The organism is Streptomyces sp. JHA26, assembly GCF_002005565.1.
Classification (GTDB): Bacteria; Actinomycetota; Actinomycetes; order Streptomycetales; family Streptomycetaceae; genus Streptomyces.
This window is the reverse complement of sequence record NZ_BDJC01000025.1, coordinates 34,097-50,713: the sequence shown is the minus strand read 5'-3', so window position 1 is coordinate 50,713 and position 16,617 is coordinate 34,097. Positions and strand designations below refer to the sequence as shown.

The window sequence follows — 16,617 nt, the reverse complement described above, 5'->3', positions numbered from 1 at the left end:
CGCGGACGAGGCGGGCCGGCCGGTCACCCGCTCACCGGGGCAGCCGCGCGGCGAAGTCCGCGACCGCCGCCCTCACGTCGTCGGCCGTCCACTCCAGGCCCTCCGCCTCCACCCCGACCTCGGTGACGGCGATGCCCGGCCCGGCCTCGTCCCAGGGCCGGCCGAAGAGCAGGGTCCCCGTCTCCTCGCCCTGCCGGATCGCGCTCTCCCCGGCCACCTCGGCGTCGCAGGGCAGCCAGACCTGGAACTCGTGGGTGTGGGGCACCTCGGGGTGCACCCGCGCCCACGGCAGCCCGGCCGCCGCGAAGCCCTCGCGCAGCGCGGCGGCCACCACGCGCGCGTGCCTCGCGTACTGCGGCAGCCGGGGCAGCTCGCGCTCCAGGCCGGCCAGCGCCGACAAGGCCGTGGGGAACTGCTGGAACACGGTGCCGCCGTACCGGTGCCGCCAGGCCCTGGCCTCCTCCACCAGCGTCCGGGGGCCGGCCAGGGCGGCGCCGCCGTAGCCCTTGAGGGACTTGTAGAACGAGACGTACACGCTGTCCGCGAGGCTCGCTATCTCGTCCAGCGGGCGGCCGAAGTGCACGGTGGACTCCCACAGGCGGGCCCCGTCGAAGTGCACCACCGCGTCGCGCTCCCGGGCCGCCCCGACCACCTCGGTCAGCTCGTCCCAGGTGGGCAGCAGACAGCCGGCGTCCCTGAGCGGCAGCTCCAGCATCAGCGCGCCGAACGGCTCCTCGAAGTCGCGCACCTCGTCGGCGGTCGGCTGCCGGGGCTCGCTCGTCAGCCGTACCGGGTGCAGGCCGCCGACCCGGCTGAAGGCGTTCCGCTCGTGCACCTCGGGGTGGCCGAGGCCGTGCAGGGCGACGACCGGGTTGCCGGTGCGGCCCGCCCAGCAGCGCAGCGCCACCTGCTGGGCCATGGTGCCGGTCGGGAAGAAGACGGCCGCCTCGTGACCGAGCAGGGCGGCCGTCCGCTCCTCCAGCGCCGTCACGATGCCGTTGCCGTACACGTCCGACGGCTCGTCGAGGTCGTAGAGTTCCCCGGCTCCGTCGAGCAGGCCGATCCGCTCCCGGAGGGTGGTGGTGTAGCCCGGGCGGGCGAGCCGGCGCTTCGCGCTGCGATGGACGGCCACGCGCCGCTCGCGCATGCGTGCGTGCCGCTCCTTCCGCCGCTCCGGCGACTCCGTCGTCCCCGCCTGTTCCGCGTTCTCCCCTGTACCAGTCATGCCGGGATCATGCCGTGCGGGAGCCGGCGGGGACACCAGGGTTTCCGTCCGCGCCGCACCCGGCACCCGGAGCGGGCGGGCGCCGGGCGCCGGGCGGGTGCGGACCCCCGGCCCGTGGACGACCGGACGCCCGCGGAACCGATCGCGTTAACATGACGAGAAATCGTCCGGTACCCCGAGCGGACTGGAACGGGAAGGCCGCCGTCGCGTGAACACAACCCCACAGCCAGATCCCAAGGACCGCCCCGCACGGCTCACCGTAGGCGTCGTCGGCGCCGGACGCGTGGGTCCCGTGCTGGCCGCGGCCCTCCAGCTCGCCGGGCACCGCCCGGTGGCCGTCTCCGGGGTCTCCGACGCCTCCAGACGGCGCGCCGCGGACCTGCTCCCCGACGTGCCGCTCATGACGCCCGCCGAGGTCCTCCAGCGCGCCGAACTGGTGCTGCTGACCGTCCCCGACGACGCGCTGCCCGGCCTGGTGACCGGGCTCGCCGAGACCGGCGCGGTGCGCCCGGGCCAGCTGATCGCGCACACCTCCGGGCGCTACGGCGCCAAGGTCCTGGACCCGGCCCTGCGCGCCGGCGCCCTGCCGCTCGCCCTGCACCCGGCGATGACGTTCACCGGCACCGCCGTGGACGTCCAGCGCCTGGCCGGCTGCTCCTTCGGCGTCACCGCGCCCGAGGAACTGCGGCTGGCCGCCGAGGCCCTGGTCATCGAGATGGGCGGCGAGCCGGAGTGGATCGCCGAGGACAGGCGCCCGCTGTACCACGCGGCGCTCGCCCTCGGCGCCAACCACCTGGTCACCCTGGTCGCCCAGTCCCTGGAGCTGCTGCGCACCGCCGGCGTCGGGGCCCCCGACCGGATGCTCGGCCCGCTGCTGGGCGCCGCCCTCGACAACGCCCTGCGCTCCGGCGACGCGGCGCTGACCGGCCCCGTCGCGCGCGGGGACGCGGGCACGGTCGCCGCGCACATCGTGGAACTGCGCGCACACGCCCCGCAGGCCGTCGCCGGTTACGTGGCGATGGCCCGCGCGACGGCCGACCGCGCCCTGGACCACGGACTGCTCAGACCCGAACTCGCCGAGGACCTGCTCGGAGTACTCGCCGACGGAAACGGCGGGACAGAGCGAACCGACGGCACCGACGGCACCGAGGGAGACGCCCGATGACCACCACCCTGCTGCGCACCGCGGACGAGCTGCACGCGCGCGTACGTCACGGTCGCCGGGCCGTCGTGATGACCATGGGCGCCCTGCACGAGGGCCACGCCACCCTGATCCGCACGGCACGGCGGGCCGTCGGCCCGGACGGCGAGGTGGTCGTCACCGTCTTCGTCAACCCGCTCCAGTTCGGCGCCGGGGAGGACCTGGACCGCTACCCGCGCACCCTGGAGGCCGACCTGAAGCTCGCCGAGCAGGCGGGCGCGGACGCCGTCTTCGCCCCGTCCGTCGAGGAGGTCTACCCGGGCGGCGAGCCCCAGGTCCGCGTCACGGCGGGCCCCATGGGCGAGCGCCTGGAGGGTGCCTCGCGCCCCGGCCACTTCGACGGGATGCTCACCGTCGTCGCCAAGCTGCTCCACCTCACCCGCCCCGACCTGGCCCTGTACGGCCAGAAGGACGCCCAGCAGCTCGCCCTGATCCGCCGCATGGTCCGCGACCTGAACTTCGGCGTGGAGATCGTCGGCGTGCCCACCGTGCGCGAGGACGACGGCCTGGCCCTCTCCAGCCGCAACCGCTACCTCTCGCCCCGGGAGCGCCGCACCGCCCTGGCGCTCTCCCGGGCGCTGTTCGCCGGCCTCGACCGGCACGCCGCCCAGGAGGCGCTGCGCGCGCGGGCCCGCGAAGTGCCCGCCACGCACGCGCGTGCCGAGGCGCTCGACGCCCTCGGCGAGTCCCGCGCGGCGGCCGACGCGCACGCCGTCGCCACGTCCGCGCCGGGCGGCGCCACGGCCGTCCGCGCCGCCGCCCGCCTGGTCCTGGACGAGGCCGCCCGCCTCGACCCGCCGCTGGAGCTGGACTACCTCGCCCTGGTCGACCCGTCCGACTTCACCGAGATCGGTGACGACCACACCGGCGAGGCCGTCCTCGCCGTCGCCGCCCGGGTCGGCGCGACCCGGCTGATCGACAACGTCCCCCTCACCTTCGGAGCCGCCTCGTGAACAGCACAGGCATACGACTGCACGCACCCGCGCCCGGCTGGGCCCTCACGGCGGACGTGGTGGTCGTCGGCTCCGGCGTCGCCGGCCTGACCGCCGCGATGCGCTGCGAGGCCGCCGGCCTGCGCACGATCGTCGTCACCAAGGCCCGCCTCGACGACGGCTCCACCCGCTGGGCGCAGGGCGGCATCGCCGCCGCCCTCGGCGAGGGCGACACCCCCGAGCAGCACCTCGACGACACCCTGGTGGCCGGCGTGGGCCTGTGCGACCCGGAGGCCGTCCGCGTCCTGGTCACCGAGGGCCCCGACGCCGTACGCCGGCTCATCGAGGCCGGCGCGCACTTCGACCGGTCGTCCGAGGGCGGGCTCGCCCTCACCCGCGAGGGCGGCCACCACCGCAGCCGCATCACCCACGCGGGCGGCGACGCCACCGGCGCGGAGGTCTCCCGCGCCCTGGTCGAGGCGGTCCGCGCCCGGGGGATCCGGACGGTCGAGAACGCCCTCGTCCTCGACCTCCTCACGGACGCCGACGGCCGCACCGCCGGCGTCACCCTGCACGTCATGGGCGAGGGCCAGCACGACGGCGTCGGCGCGGTCCACGCGCCCGCCGTGGTCCTGGCGACCGGCGGCATGGGCCAGGTCTTCGCGGCGACGACGAACCCGTCCGTCTCCACGGGCGACGGCGTCGCGCTCGCCCTGCGCGCCGGCGCCGAGGTGAGCGACCTCGAATTCGTCCAGTTCCACCCCACGGTCCTCTTCCTCGGCCCGGACGCGGAGGGCCAGCAGCCCCTGGTCTCGGAGGCGGTACGCGGCGAGGGCGCCCACCTGGTGGACGCCGACGGCGTGCGCTTCATGCAGGGGCAGCACGAACTGGCCGAACTGGCGCCCCGGGACATCGTCGCCAAGGGCATCGTGCGCCGCATGCAGGAGCGGGACGTCGACCACATGTACCTCGACGGACGCCACTTCGGCGCACAGATGTGGGAGCACCGCTTCCCGACGATCCTCGCCGCCTGCCGCGCCCACGGCATCGACCCGGTCACCGAGCCGATCCCGATCGCCCCGGCCGCCCACTACGCCTCCGGCGGCGTCCGCACCGACACCTCGGGCCGCACCACGGTCCCCGGCCTGTACGCGTGCGGCGAGGTCGCCTGCACGGGCGTGCACGGCGCCAACCGCCTGGCGTCGAACTCGCTCCTCGAGGGCCTGGTCTACGCCGAGCGCATCGCCGCCGACATCGCGGCGGGCCACGCGGACGGCACGCTCCACGCGCGCGTGCCGGCGCCGCTGCCGCACCGGGAACTCCCGGAGCACCCCCTCCTCCCGCCCGAGGCCCGCCTCACCATCCAGCGGATCATGACCGAGGGCGCCGGCGTCCTGCGCTCGGCGGACTCCCTCACCCGGGCCGCCGACCGGCTGCACCACCTCCACACCGAGGCCCGCGAGGCCCTGGAGGGGAACGGCAAGACGGCCGAGCCGGGCGTCGACACGTGGGAGGCGACGAACCTCCTGTGCGTGGCCCGCGTCCTGGTGGCCGCGGCGGCACGGCGCGAGGAGACGCGGGGCTGCCACTGGCGCGAGGACCACGCGGACCGCGACGACACGACGTGGCGCCGCCACATCGTCGTACGCCTGAACCCCGACCGCACCCTCGCCGTGCACACCACGGACACGCCAGAATTCCCCCCGACCACCCCCGGCCCCCGGCCGGCGCAGCGTCCCCAGGAGCAGTGACGACAGTGAACACCCCCGACCTTCCCCTCGCCTCCGACGGAGGCTGCGGCGACGGCTGCGCCTGCGGCGCGGACACCGACGAAGAGGCGTACCTGGAGTGCGGCCTGGATCCCGCGCTCGCCGCCCTCCTGCTCGACTCCGGCCTCGACCCCGTGGAGGTCGAGGACATCGCGAACGTGGCCCTCCAGGAGGACCTGGCCCACGGCGTGGACGTGACGACGGTCGCGACCATCCCCGAGGACGCGGTGGCCACCGCCGACTTCACCGCGCGCGAGGCGGGCGTCGTGGCCGGCCTCAGGGTCGCCGAGGCGGTCCTGTCGATCGTCGCGACGGACGAGTTCGAGGTGGAACGCCACGTGGCGGACGGCGACCGCGTGGAGCCCGGCCAGAAGCTCCTCACGGTCACCACCCGCACCCGCGACCTCCTCACCGCCGAACGCAGCGCGCTCAACCTCCTGTGCCGCCTGTCGGGCATCGCGACCGCCACGCGCGCGTGGGAGGACGCCCTCGAAGGCACCGGGACCCGCGTCCGGGACACCCGCAAGACGACCCCGGGCCTGCGCGCGCTGGAGAAGTTCGCGGTCCGCTGCGGCGGCGGCGTGAACCACCGCATGTCCCTCTCGGACGCCGCGCTGGTGAAGGACAACCACGTGGTCGCGGCGGGCGGCGTGGCGGCGGCCTTCCAGGCGGTCCGCGAACGCTTCCCGGACGTCCCCATCGAGGTCGAGGTCGACACGCTGCACCAGTTGCGCGAGGTCCTGGACGCCGGCGCCGACCTGATCCTGCTGGACAACTTCACGCCGGGCGAGTGCGAGGAGGCGGTCGCCCTCGTGAACGGCCGCGCCGCCCTGGAGGCGTCGGGCCGCCTGACCCTGGACAACGCCAAGGCGTACGCGGACACCGGCGTCGACTACCTGGCCGTGGGCGCCCTCACCCACAGCTCGCCCATCCTGGACATCGGCCTCGACCTGCGGGAAGCGGAGTAGAGGCATGCTGCTGACGATCGACGTGGGCAACACGCACACCGTCCTGGGCCTCTTCGACGGAGAGGACATCGTCGAGCACTGGCGCATCTCCACGGACCCGCGCCGCACGGCGGACGAGCTGGCGGTCCTCCTCCAGGGTCTGATGGGCATGCACCCGCTCCTCGGCGACGAGCTGGGTGACGGCATCGACGGCATCGCCATCTGCGCGACCGTCCCCTCGGTCCTGCACGAACTCCGCGAGGTCACCCGCCGCTACTACGGCGACGTGCCCGCGGTCCTGGTCGAGCCGGGTGTCAAGACCGGCGTCCCGATCCTCACCGACCACCCCAAGGAGGTCGGCGCCGACCGCATCATCAACGCGGTCGCCGCGGTCGAGCTCTACGGCGGTCCGGCGATCGTCGTGGACTTCGGCACGGCGACGACGTTCGACGCGGTGAGCGCGCGCGGGGAGTACGTCGGCGGGGTCATCGCCCCCGGCATCGAGATCTCGGTGGAGGCACTCGGCGTCAAGGGCGCCCAGCTCCGCAAGATCGAGGTGGCGCGCCCCCGCAGCGTGATCGGCAAGAACACGGTCGAGGCGATGCAGTCCGGGATCGTCTACGGCTTCGCGGGCCAGGTCGACGGGGTCGTCAACCGCATGGCCCGCGAGCTGGCCACGGACCCCGACGACGTGACGGTCATCGCGACGGGCGGTCTGGCGCCGATGGTCCTGGGCGAGGCCTCGGTCATCGACGAGCACGAGCCGTGGCTGACGCTGATGGGACTGCGGCTGGTCTACGAACGCAACGTGTCCCGGATGTAGGCATACGGGGTGCCTCCCCCAGCACCCCTGGGGGAGGCACGACGGCCCGCGGTCGCGTACGGCGGGAAGGGGACGTGTCGGGGGGCGTCCGCCCGCAGCGGTTGGCGCGTCCACGCCCCGCCTGCTCTCGATGAACCGATTCCGCGCCGTTCCGAGGACGGACACCCCCCGGCGCGGCCCCGACCCCCCACCGAACCCCAGGCGCTACGCGCACCTCCACCGGACCCGCACAGGCCGCCGCAGGCACCCCGCGCAACCGCCGGAGGCCAACGCATACGGGTGGCCCCTCCACGCCACACCCACCCGCTATGCAAAATTTGTCCGATTAGCGCGTATCGTCGCCCCATGCCCACGCCATACGGATCCCGAGGCGGCATGGCGTTCGGCGCTCAGGAGCTGCGTGTGCTCCAGCGCGCCCTCGCCCTCGCCCTGCACCCCAGCCCCGCCTCGGCCGAGGACGTCCAGGACTGTCTCCGCCTCGCGCGCTCGCTCGACGAGGCGATGGGGGAGAGCGCCCGGCTGCGCGACTTCCTGATGGCCGATCTCGCCCGGTACCGCGCCGCCCTCCCCGGCAGCATCACCGGCTACCTCACCCTCCTCGACGAGGCCCTGAGCGCCGGCCACCGCCCCGGCGCGGACGACCTCGCCGCCCTCCGGGCCCTGCGCGGCAACCCCGCGGCCGCCGCTCTCCTCTCCCGCTGCGCGCCTCCGGCGGCCACCGCCACCGTCACCGTCCCCGCCGCGCGCACCCGCCTCCTCGCCCTCCCCGGCGGCCGCTGCGCGGATCAGGACCCGGCGGCCCGCCCCGGCGCCAAGCCTCCGCAGAAGCCGGCCCCCGACCCCGCCCCGGAGACCCCGAAGCGCCCCGTTCCCACCCCCGGCGAGCTCTTCCCCCGCCGCAAACCGACCCCGCCCCCCGCCGGCTCGCGGCACCACCTCGCCGCCGGCTGAACCGGCCTGGCTACCCTGGAACCATGGACTACGTCTCCGCGCTCCTCCCCCCGGTCGTCATGGCGGCCTTCTTCATCGGCGTCGTCAGGGTGATCGTGAAGACCCAGGGCGGAGCCCGCAAGGCCAAAGAGGACGCGGCCGTCGACGCCGCCCTCGCACGGGCGGAGAGCACCCGCCAGGCGACCGCGCAGCCGGAAGCCTGAGTACGCACCACTCCCCGCACCACCACCGGCCGACGGCTCCGCGCAGCCCCGCGTACGGCTCCTCCGCGCCCCTGCGCGGACGAGCCGTACGCCCTTTTTGCCCCAGTCGCCCACGAAAGTGAGCGAAAGCGCACGTCCAGTACGCGATCGCCCTGATTCCCCACTATTGTCGGGAGGGTGCCTCGCCCCTTGGGAGAACTCGAAGACGCGGTCATGACGCGGGTGTGGAAGTGGAACCGCCCGGTGACCGTTCGAGAAGTCCTGGAAGATCTCCAACAGGAACGGTCGATCGCGTACACCACCGTCATGACCGTTCTGGACAATCTCCATCAGAAGGGCTGGGTGCGCCGCGAGGCGGAAGGCCGGGCCTATCGATATGAGGCGGTCTCCACCCGCGCCGCCTACGCCGCCGCGCTGATGAACGACGCGTGGTCGCAGAGCGACAACCCCGCCGCCGCCCTCATCGCCTTCTTCGGCATGATGAGCGAGGAACAGCGACAGGCACTCAGGGACGCCATCCGCATCGTGCAGGGCCCGGAAACCCCTGCGCCGGGCCCCGGATCGGTGACGGACGCCGGCGAGCGATAGCGTCCCCACATGTCAATTGCCATCACCGTCCGGCGGGCCCGCACCAGCGATGTCCCGGCCGTACGCGGGCTCCTCGACGAGTACGTCCGTGACCGCATCCTGCTCGACAAAGCGATGGTGACGCTTTACGAGAGCATCCAGGAGTTCTGGGTCGCGGAACGGGACGACAACGCCGAGGTGGTCGGCTGCGGCGCCCTGCACGTGATGTGGGAAGACCTCGCGGAAGTCCGGACCCTCGCGGTGAAGCCGGGCCTGAAGGGCGCGGGCGTCGGACACCGACTGCTGGAGAAGTTGCTGGAGACCGCGCGCCGGCTGGGTGTTCGCCGCGTTTTCTGTCTCACCTTCGAAGTGGACTTCTTCAGCAAGCACGGCTTCGTGGAGATCGGGGAGACGCCCGTGGACACGGATGTCTACGCCGAGCTTCTGCGTTCCTATGACGAGGGCGTGGCGGAGTTCCTGGGTCTCGAACGGGTGAAACCGAACACCTTGGGCAACAGCCGGATGCTTCTGCATCTGTGATCGTCCGCAGAGAGCCGCAGTGCCGCAGAGGGGCGTCGGGAGTCGCCGAGAGGCGATCCACGAGAACCCCTCGCATCCGCCCGCATCCGCAACCCCTCGCCAGGTTTATTCCACCGGCGGACCGCGCCCGGGTTCCCTATGTCCGAATCGCGCACCTTTCCGGGGCGGAGCGGGCCGCGGGTTCACGCCGGGGGTTTGTGTTTTTCCGGCAAAAGCGGTTTGCTTTCCGGCGTACTGCAGTACTGCATATAACAAGGGACGGCGATACGGCGGATGCCGACGGACCTCCGGCCCTCACGTTATCGATGAAAGGAAATCCGGTGGCACAGAAGGTTCAGGTCCTTCTTGTCGATGACCTCGACGGCGGCGAGGCGGACGAGACGGTGACGTTCGCGCTGGACGGCAAGACGTACGAGATCGATCTCACCACCGCCAATGCGGAGAAGCTCCGCGGTCTTCTCGAGCCTTACGTGAAGGGCGGCCGCCGGACCGGTGGCCGCGCCTCGGGCGGTCGCGGCAAGACGCGCGCTTCCTCGGGCGGCAGCCAGGACACCGCGGCGATCCGCGCCTGGGCGAAGGCGAACGGCCACGAGGTCAACGACCGCGGCCGTGTCCCCGCGGCGATCCGGCAGGCCTACGAAGAGGCCAACGGCTGATCGTCCGGTCACGTCACCGAGCCGGTCCGCACACACCCGGTCCGCCCGCTGCCGACCCGCACGTCCTCAGCGCGGCGCCCGGGAGAGCCGGATCCGGTGGCACTGCGTCGCCAGCGTGTGCACCAGACGCGCCAGGTCGGGAGCGGTCACCGCGCCGCCCGGGGCCGACAGCGTCGGCAGCGAGGTCTCGACCTCGCTCCCCGTCTCGGGGGGCCGCAGCCACACGGCGGCCCCCTGTGAAACGTCACGGCCCGTCGGCGCCGGCGCCCCCGAGGGCGACGACGACGGGCCGGCCGGAGCGGACTCCGGGGGCAGGGGCGCGTCCAGGAGACCGCCCGCGCCGACCGCCCGCAGGTCGAGCGCCAGGGAGCCCCACTCCAGCCAGTCCAGCAGCCCGGGCAGCTCGTCCGCACCCCCCGCGGCCACGAGCAGCAGCATCCGCTCGCCCCGGAGCGCCACCGGGAAGCCGTGCGTCCGGCGCCGCAGCGCCGCGTGACCGGCCTCGGCCGGAACGTCGAGGACGTCGAAGCGAACCCCCACGCGAAGCCGTACGGGGGTTCCGGGCGCCGTCGGCCAGCCGAGCCCGCTCTCGTACCAGGACCGCACCCGTTCCCACGCCCCGCCGCCCCCTTCGGGCGGCCGACGGGGGAACGGCACCGGGGAGGTCGTGGGCAGGACGCCGGCCATGCCACCTGCAACCGTCGAAAAGGCGCTCGGGTTACGCTGGGTGGTCAAGCGGTTCCTCCGGGTTCCGGAAAAAGGAGCGCGCGGGGGTGTGGGGTGGTGCAAGGTTGTTCGCCCGTAGCGGAGGGAACCGGTGCGCGCGGCATGGAGTGTCCGTCCCAGCGGGTAAGACATCCCTAGTGGGAGGGGGCGACACGCGGAACGGGCCGTCTCACGTTCGCCATCGGCGTACTGGCGAGCGGGGTAAGTGCCTGGCCTGCGGGAACATCGTCTCGCACCATCGGGTTGTGGCAGATGTCGGCGTCAGGGGTCAGGAGGCCATCGACGGTGTCGGCAGTTGGAATGAGCGGTCCCCGCTTGCGGGACTAAGCTGCGGAAGGACAGGGAGGGGAAGTTCCCCCCACTGCCTGACCGCTCTGAGGAGCGATTAACGATGTTCGAGAGGTTCACCGACCGCGCGCGGCGGGTTGTCGTCCTGGCTCAGGAAGAAGCCCGGATGCTCAACCACAACTACATCGGCACCGAGCACATCCTCCTGGGCCTGATCCACGAGGGTGAGGGTGTCGCCGCCAAGGCCCTTGAGAGCCTCGGGATTTCGCTCGAGGCGGTCCGCCAGCAGGTGGAGGAGATCATCGGGCAGGGCCAGCAGGCCCCGTCGGGTCACATCCCCTTCACCCCCCGTGCCAAGAAGGTCCTGGAGCTGTCGCTCCGCGAGGCCCTCCAGCTGGGCCACAACTACATCGGCACGGAGCACATCCTGCTCGGCCTGATCCGCGAGGGCGAGGGCGTCGCCGCCCAGGTCCTGGTCAAGCTGGGCGCAGATCTGAACCGGGTGCGGCAGCAGGTCATCCAGCTGCTCTCCGGTTACCAGGGCAAGGAGACCGCCGCCGCCGGCGGGCCTGCCGAGGGCACCCCCTCGACGTCCCTGGTCCTCGACCAGTTCGGCCGGAACCTCACCCAGGCCGCTCGTGAGTCCAAGCTCGACCCGGTCATCGGGCGCGAGAAGGAGATCGAGCGGGTCATGCAGGTGCTGTCCCGCCGCACCAAGAACAACCCGGTCCTGATCGGTGAGCCCGGCGTCGGCAAGACCGCCGTCGTCGAGGGCCTCGCCCAGGCCATCGTCAAGGGCGAGGTGCCCGAGACCCTCAAGGACAAGCACCTCTACACCCTGGACCTCGGTGCGCTGGTCGCCGGCTCCCGCTACCGCGGTGACTTCGAGGAGCGCCTGAAGAAGGTGCTCAAGGAGATCCGCACCCGCGGCGACATCATCCTGTTCATCGACGAGCTGCACACGCTGGTCGGTGCGGGTGCCGCCGAGGGCGCCATCGACGCCGCTTCGATCCTGAAGCCGATGCTGGCCCGCGGTGAGCTGCAGACCATCGGTGCGACCACGCTGGACGAGTACCGCAAGCACCTGGAGAAGGACGCGGCCCTCGAGCGCCGCTTCCAGCCGATCCAGGTCGCGGAGCCGTCGCTGCCGCACACGATCGAGATCCTCAAGGGGCTGCGCGACCGCTACGAGGCGCACCACCGCGTCTCCATCACGGACGAGGCCCTGGTCCAGGCGGCGACGCTCGCCGACCGCTACATCTCGGACCGCTTCCTGCCGGACAAGGCGATCGACCTGATCGACGAGGCCGGCTCGAGGATGCGCATCCGCCGGATGACCGCGCCGCCGGACCTGCGCGAGTTCGACGAGAAGATCGCCGGCGTGCGCCGCGACAAGGAGTCCGCGATCGACTCGCAGGACTTCGAGAAGGCCGCCTCCCTGCGCGACAAGGAGAAGCAGCTCCTGGCCGCCAAGGCCAAGCGGGAGAAGGAGTGGAAGGCCGGCGACATGGACGTCGTCGCCGAGGTCGACGGCGAGCTGATCGCCGAGGTCCTCGCGACCGCCACCGGCATCCCGGTCTTCAAGCTGACCGAGGAGGAGTCCTCGCGCCTGCTGCGCATGGAGGACGAGCTCCACAAGCGGGTCATCGGCCAGAAGGACGCCGTCAAGGCGCTCTCGAAGGCGATCCGCCGTACGCGTGCCGGTCTGAAGGACCCGAAGCGTCCGGGTGGCTCGTTCATCTTCGCCGGCCCGTCCGGTGTCGGTAAGACCGAGCTGTCCAAGGCGCTCGCCGAGTTCCTCTTCGGTGACGAGGACGCGCTGATCTCCCTCGACATGTCGGAGTTCAGCGAGAAGCACACGGTCTCCCGCCTCTTCGGTTCGCCCCCCGGTTACGTGGGCTACGAGGAGGGCGGCCAGCTGACGGAGAAGGTGCGCCGCAAGCCGTTCTCGGTCGTCCTCTTCGACGAGGTCGAGAAGGCCCACCCGGACATCTTCAACTCGCTGCTGCAGATCCTGGAGGACGGTCGCCTGACCGACTCCCAGGGCCGGGTCGTGGACTTCAAGAACACGGTCATCATCATGACGACCAACCTCGGCACCCGGGACATCTCCAAGGGCTTCAACCTGGGCTTCGCCGCCGCGGGCGACACGAAGACCAACTACGAGCGCATGAAGAACAAGGTGTCGGACGAGCTCAAGCAGCACTTCCGCCCCGAGTTCCTCAACCGCGTCGACGACGTGGTCGTCTTCCCGCAGCTGACGCAGGAGGACATCCTCGCGATCGTCGACCTGATGATCGGCAAGGTGGACGAGCGCCTGAAGGACCGGGACATGGGCATCGAGCTCTCCCAGTCCGCCAAGGAGCTGCTGTCCAAGAAGGGCTACGACCCCGTGCTGGGTGCCCGGCCGCTGCGCCGGACCATCCAGCGCGAGATCGAGGACTCGCTGTCGGAGAAGATCCTCTTCGGCGAGCTGCGTCCCGGTCACATCGTGGTCGTGGACACCGAGGGCGAGGGCGAGGCCAAGACCTTCACCTTCCGGGGTGAGGAGAAGTCGGCCCTCCCCGACGTCCCGCCGATCGAGCAGGCGGCCGGCGGCGCCGGTCCGAACCTGAGCAAGGACGCGTAACCCTTCGGGGTGAGCCCGTGAAGGGGCCGCCCCGGGACTCCGGTCCCGGGGCGGCCCCTTCCGCATGCCCGGTCAGCGTTCGTTCAGGACCACGTCGGCGCCGGGGAAGACCGGACGGAAGCCGGACACGGGGAAGGAGTGGCCGGGGCGGTTCGAGAGGGTCACCCGGTGCAGGCCCGGCAGCCGGGCCGCGAGCGCCGCGAGGTGTTCGGTGCCCTCCATGTCGTGGACCGTCAGCACCTCGATGCCCGGCAGCTCGGGCATACGGCCGATGGAGGCCGGCACCTCCCGGAGGATCGCCGCGTTCAGGTACAGGCGGGTGAGCGCGGGCAGGGAGGCGACCTCCCGCCAGTCGTCCTCCGTCAGCTCCGTGGTCAGCGCGCCGAGGCTGAGGGTCTGCAGCGTCCTCCAGCGACCGAGCCCCCGCAGCCCGCCCGGCTCCGTGCACGTGTCGCCCAGGTAGAGGAAGCTCAGCGGGGCGTCGGCGGGCAGCGCCTCGGTGAGATCGGCGCCCGGCAGCCCCGGAGTCAGCGAGAGCAGGGTCAAGGACGTGAGGGACCGGATCCCCGAGGGGTCGGTGTCGGCGCCGAGGACGAGTTCGGTCAGGCCGAGCCCCGCCAACCGGTCCAGGCCGCGTGCGTTCGGGCACTTGTGGTACGTCAGCCGCGTCAGCGAGGTGAAGCGGCCCAGGGCGTCCAGGTCCGTCAGCAGCGGGTTGTCGGTGAGGGTCAGCTCGGTCACCGCCGAGGGCTCGGGCACCCGGGCCGCGAGGTCCTCGGCCGAGTACCTCCCCGAGATGCTCAGTCTGTTCCACGGACGCATTCCGGCGAGCGCCGAGAGCTGCTCGGGCGTGTCGCAGGCGAGGACGAGCTCCGCCCGGTCCAGGTGGTCCAGGACCTCGGCCGCGTACTCCTCGGCGTCGAAGCGGTGCCACGTGCCCACGAGCTGCCGCCGCACGTGGAGGTCGGCGTGGTCCCGGAAGCGGCGCAGGACGGTGAGGGCGCCGTCGGGTTCCTCGCCGCCCAGGACCGAGGCGGTGACCGTGACGCCCAGCGCCTCCTCGGGCGACAGGCCCTCTGGCCCCGGCAGCAGTTCCAGCACCAGCGGCCCCGCACCCGCCAGCTCCCGGGCGGCCTCGGCCGTACGCGGCGGGATCAGCTCGGCGGCCCGCTCCTCCACCTCCGCCCGTACCGCCGGATCGAGGGCCGCGGCGTGCTCCAGGCAGGCCAGGGCCAGCAGGGTGAGCCGGGGGTCGTCCCCGTTCAGCAGCTCCCTGAGCACGGAGACGCGTTCGCGGGGCCGGGCGTGGGCCACGGCCATGCGGATGACGTCCTCCCACTCGGTGTCCTCGGCGTGGCCGGTGAGCACGCCGAGATGGCCCTCCTCGACCGCGTAGCGGGCCGCCAGGTAGTCCTGGAAGGTGCGGTGGACGAAGTCCAGGACGCCCTCGGCCGGGCGGCGCAGCACGCCGCTGCGCAACAGCAGGGACCGCAGCACCGCGGCGGCGTCCCGCTGCCCGGAGACGGGGCCGAGGGCGGGCAGGGCCCGGTCCACGATGCCCTCCGCCGTCTCCAGCGTCATCTCCTGCCGACCGCTGAGGACCAGGGCGTAGGCGATGCGCTGCAGCAGTTCGAGCCGGGCCTCCTCGCCCGGCTCCGGGCCGTCCACGGGGCCCATGCCCCGTTCGCGGTCCCGGCGGGCGAGCAGCATGGTGAGTGCGGCGTCGTACAGCTCCTTGCGGCCGGTGGGCAGGTAGCCGCGGCGTTCGCGGTGCAGGGCGCAGATCAGGCCGCACATCAGCGGGTTGGTGGCGAGGCGGGACAGGTCGCGCTTGGTGCCCAGGGCGTCCAGCAGCCGCCACTCGTACTCGGGGGCGCGGGCGGCCTCGTGCCAGCGGTGGACGAAGGTGGCGACCTCCGCCCGGCCCATCGGCGCGAGGGAGAGTTCCTCGAAGCGTTCCCGGGCGAGCCAGTCGGGGCGTACGGCGGTGGGCCGGGTGGTCAGCAGCCAGTGGTTGCCGGAGTAGGCGTGGAGGAGGCCGCTCAGCCAGTCCCGGGTGGCGTGACGGTCGGCCTGCGGGATCTCGTCCAGGCCGTCGACCATGACCAGTGCGCGGCCCGCCGTCAGGACGCGGTCCGCCCAGCCGTCCGGCGGTGACAGCGGGCAGCCGACCGCGCCGAGGAAGGCGGACGGGGCCGGCAGGGGGCCGGTGCGGACCAGGGTGCGCAGGGGGAGGACGAACGGGACGCGCGTGCCCTCCCGGGCCGCGGTCACCGCCAGCCACTGCACCAGGGTCGTCTTGCCGGAGCCCGCGTCGCCGCGCAGCAGCACCCGGGGTTCCTGGTCGAGCGCCGTGTCGGCGGGCATCCGCCCGGTGCGGGCCGGTGCGTCCTCGCCGGGCACGCCGTCCCGGCCGGTCTCCCCGCCGACGGTCGCCTCCAGGCTCAGGTAGGCGACCTCGAGGGGCCAGCGGTCGGGGGAGTCGCGCAGGTCGAGGCCGTAGATGGTGAGGTGGTTGTGCCGTTCGGCCACGTACGGCAGGTACCGGCGCTCGAACGCGGTGTCCCGGGCGTCCGGGCGCGGGGTGCGGGCGAGCAGCTCGTCGACCTTGGCGATCAGTTCCGTCTGGGAGCGGGTCTGTTCCACCAGGGTCCGTGCCACGAACGTCGAGCGCCGGGTGAAGAACTCCAGGACGTGCAGGCAGGCCCACTCCGTGGCGGAGTCGAGGAAGCAGCGCGCGTCGGCGGACAGGCCGTCCCCGGCCCCGGGAGCGTGCCGGCGCAGGTGTGCGGCCAGCTCCCGGTGGCCCAGCCGGACCGCCTGGACGTCGTCCATGTCCAGCCCGCCCAGGGCGAGGAGACGGACCGTCAGGGCGTCGGTGACGGCCTGCGTCTCGTCGGCCGGGAAGGGCGCCTCGCCGGGGGAGTCCACGGCCGCCTCGACCAACCGCCCGGCGAGCTTGCGTACGTCCCGGTCGCCGAGGGTGCGCTTCTCGCCGCGGAAGGAGACGAGGTCCGTCAGCCGGACCGGCTTGTCGACCAGCCCGGCTCCGGGACCGCCGCTCACGAACAGCTTCTTCACCAGCGGGGCGACCAGGCCGGACGCCAACTTCCCGCCGAGTACCGCCGGTTCCATGCGCCACCCCCGTGGTCGGTCGACG

Annotated in this window: 14 protein-coding genes; 11 read left to right on the top strand and 3 right to left on the bottom strand. The window is 72.9% G+C overall.

What is annotated here, in order from left to right; genetic code table 11:
* Window positions 1–31 precede the first annotated feature (31 nt).
* A complete protein-coding gene (locus JHAT_RS17205; RefSeq protein ID WP_077799068.1) occupies window positions 32–1,225 on the bottom strand; it encodes a low specificity L-threonine aldolase in 1,194 nt (397 codons plus the stop codon).
* Between the two features lie 208 nt (window positions 1,226–1,433).
* On the opposite strand from JHAT_RS17205, the gene JHAT_RS17200 reads away from it, so the two are divergent.
* The 10 genes from JHAT_RS17200 (at window position 1,434) to JHAT_RS17155 (ending at window position 9,814) form a co-directional block, all read left to right on the top strand.
* Window positions 1,434–2,390, top strand: a complete 957-nt coding sequence (locus JHAT_RS17200) for a Rossmann-like and DUF2520 domain-containing protein (protein WP_077799067.1) — start codon at window positions 1,434–1,436, stop codon at window positions 2,388–2,390.
* Window positions 2,387–3,379 carry a pantoate--beta-alanine ligase gene (gene panC / locus JHAT_RS17195; protein ID WP_077799066.1) on the top strand — a complete coding sequence of 331 codons (993 nt, stop codon included), beginning with the start codon at window positions 2,387–2,389 and terminating at the stop codon, window positions 3,377–3,379. The genes JHAT_RS17200 and panC overlap by 4 nt, the downstream gene beginning before the upstream one ends.
* Entirely contained in the window at window positions 3,376–5,109 is a 1,734-nt protein-coding gene (locus JHAT_RS17190) for an L-aspartate oxidase (RefSeq protein ID WP_077799065.1), read from the top strand. Before panC ends, JHAT_RS17190 begins: the two co-directional genes overlap by 4 nt.
* A 5-nt stretch (window positions 5,110–5,114) precedes the next feature.
* Window positions 5,115–6,095, top strand: coding sequence for a carboxylating nicotinate-nucleotide diphosphorylase (gene nadC, locus JHAT_RS17185; protein WP_077799064.1), 981 nt, complete (start codon window positions 5,115–5,117; stop codon window positions 6,093–6,095).
* Window positions 6,096–6,099: 4 nt separating this feature from the next.
* Window positions 6,100–6,897: a type III pantothenate kinase gene (locus JHAT_RS17180; RefSeq protein ID WP_077799063.1), complete on the top strand. Its 798-nt coding sequence runs from the start codon at window positions 6,100–6,102 to the stop codon at window positions 6,895–6,897.
* A gap of 375 nt (window positions 6,898–7,272) precedes the next feature.
* Complete coding sequence (locus JHAT_RS17175; RefSeq protein WP_171990940.1) at window positions 7,273–7,848, top strand: hypothetical protein; 576 nt, start codon at window positions 7,273–7,275, stop codon at window positions 7,846–7,848.
* 23 nt (window positions 7,849–7,871) lie between these two features.
* The gene (locus JHAT_RS17170; protein ID WP_077799061.1) at window positions 7,872–8,051 is read left to right on the top strand and encodes a hypothetical protein; all 180 of its coding nucleotides are present in this window, start codon (window positions 7,872–7,874) and stop codon (window positions 8,049–8,051) included.
* A 177-nt stretch (window positions 8,052–8,228) separates the two neighbouring features.
* Window positions 8,229–8,639, top strand: coding sequence for a BlaI/MecI/CopY family transcriptional regulator (locus JHAT_RS17165; protein ID WP_375603569.1), 411 nt, complete (start codon window positions 8,229–8,231; stop codon window positions 8,637–8,639).
* A gap of 9 nt (window positions 8,640–8,648) precedes the next feature.
* Window positions 8,649–9,158 carry an amino-acid N-acetyltransferase gene (locus JHAT_RS17160; protein WP_077799059.1) on the top strand — a complete coding sequence of 170 codons (510 nt, stop codon included), beginning with the start codon at window positions 8,649–8,651 and terminating at the stop codon, window positions 9,156–9,158.
* A 320-nt stretch (window positions 9,159–9,478) separates the two neighbouring features.
* Window positions 9,479–9,814, top strand: coding sequence for an Lsr2 family protein (locus JHAT_RS17155; protein WP_077799058.1), 336 nt, complete (start codon window positions 9,479–9,481; stop codon window positions 9,812–9,814).
* Between the two features lie 66 nt (window positions 9,815–9,880).
* On the opposite strand, the gene JHAT_RS17150 is transcribed toward JHAT_RS17155, so the two are convergent.
* Complete coding sequence (locus tag JHAT_RS17150) at window positions 9,881–10,501, bottom strand: SCO3374 family protein (RefSeq protein WP_077799057.1); 621 nt, start codon at window positions 10,499–10,501, stop codon at window positions 9,881–9,883.
* A gap of 430 nt (window positions 10,502–10,931) precedes the next feature.
* Here JHAT_RS17150 and JHAT_RS17140 point away from each other — a divergent pair, with 430 nt between their 5' ends.
* On the top strand, window positions 10,932–13,457 hold the full coding sequence (locus JHAT_RS17140) for an ATP-dependent Clp protease ATP-binding subunit (protein WP_077799055.1): 2,526 nt from the start codon (window positions 10,932–10,934) through the stop codon (window positions 13,455–13,457).
* A gap of 72 nt (window positions 13,458–13,529) precedes the next feature.
* Here the strand turns inward: JHAT_RS17140 and JHAT_RS17135 are convergent, their stop codons facing one another.
* Complete coding sequence (locus tag JHAT_RS17135; protein ID WP_077799054.1) at window positions 13,530–16,592, bottom strand: NACHT domain-containing NTPase; 3,063 nt, start codon at window positions 16,590–16,592, stop codon at window positions 13,530–13,532.
* Window positions 16,593–16,617: the final 25 nt, after the last annotated feature.

Bases quoted from the DNA above. Each gene is read 5' to 3' on its own strand.
- JHAT_RS17205 (WP_077799068.1), bottom strand. From the start codon at position 1,225: ATGACTGGTACAGGGGAGAACGCGGAACAGGCGGGGACGACGGAGTCG.
- panC (WP_077799066.1), top strand. From the start codon at position 2,387: ATGACCACCACCCTGCTGCGCACCGCGGACGAGCTGCACGCGCGCGTA.
- JHAT_RS17180 (WP_077799063.1), top strand. From the start codon at position 6,100: ATGCTGCTGACGATCGACGTGGGCAACACGCACACCGTCCTGGGCCTC.
- JHAT_RS17175 (WP_171990940.1), top strand. From the start codon at position 7,273: ATGGCGTTCGGCGCTCAGGAGCTGCGTGTGCTCCAGCGCGCCCTCGCC.
- JHAT_RS17170 (WP_077799061.1), top strand. From the start codon at position 7,872: ATGGACTACGTCTCCGCGCTCCTCCCCCCGGTCGTCATGGCGGCCTTC.
- JHAT_RS17160 (WP_077799059.1), top strand. From the start codon at position 8,649: ATGTCAATTGCCATCACCGTCCGGCGGGCCCGCACCAGCGATGTCCCG.
- JHAT_RS17150 (WP_077799057.1), bottom strand. From the start codon at position 10,501: ATGGCCGGCGTCCTGCCCACGACCTCCCCGGTGCCGTTCCCCCGTCGG.
- JHAT_RS17140 (WP_077799055.1), top strand. From the start codon at position 10,932: ATGTTCGAGAGGTTCACCGACCGCGCGCGGCGGGTTGTCGTCCTGGCT.
- JHAT_RS17135 (WP_077799054.1), bottom strand. From the start codon at position 16,592: ATGGAACCGGCGGTACTCGGCGGGAAGTTGGCGTCCGGCCTGGTCGCC.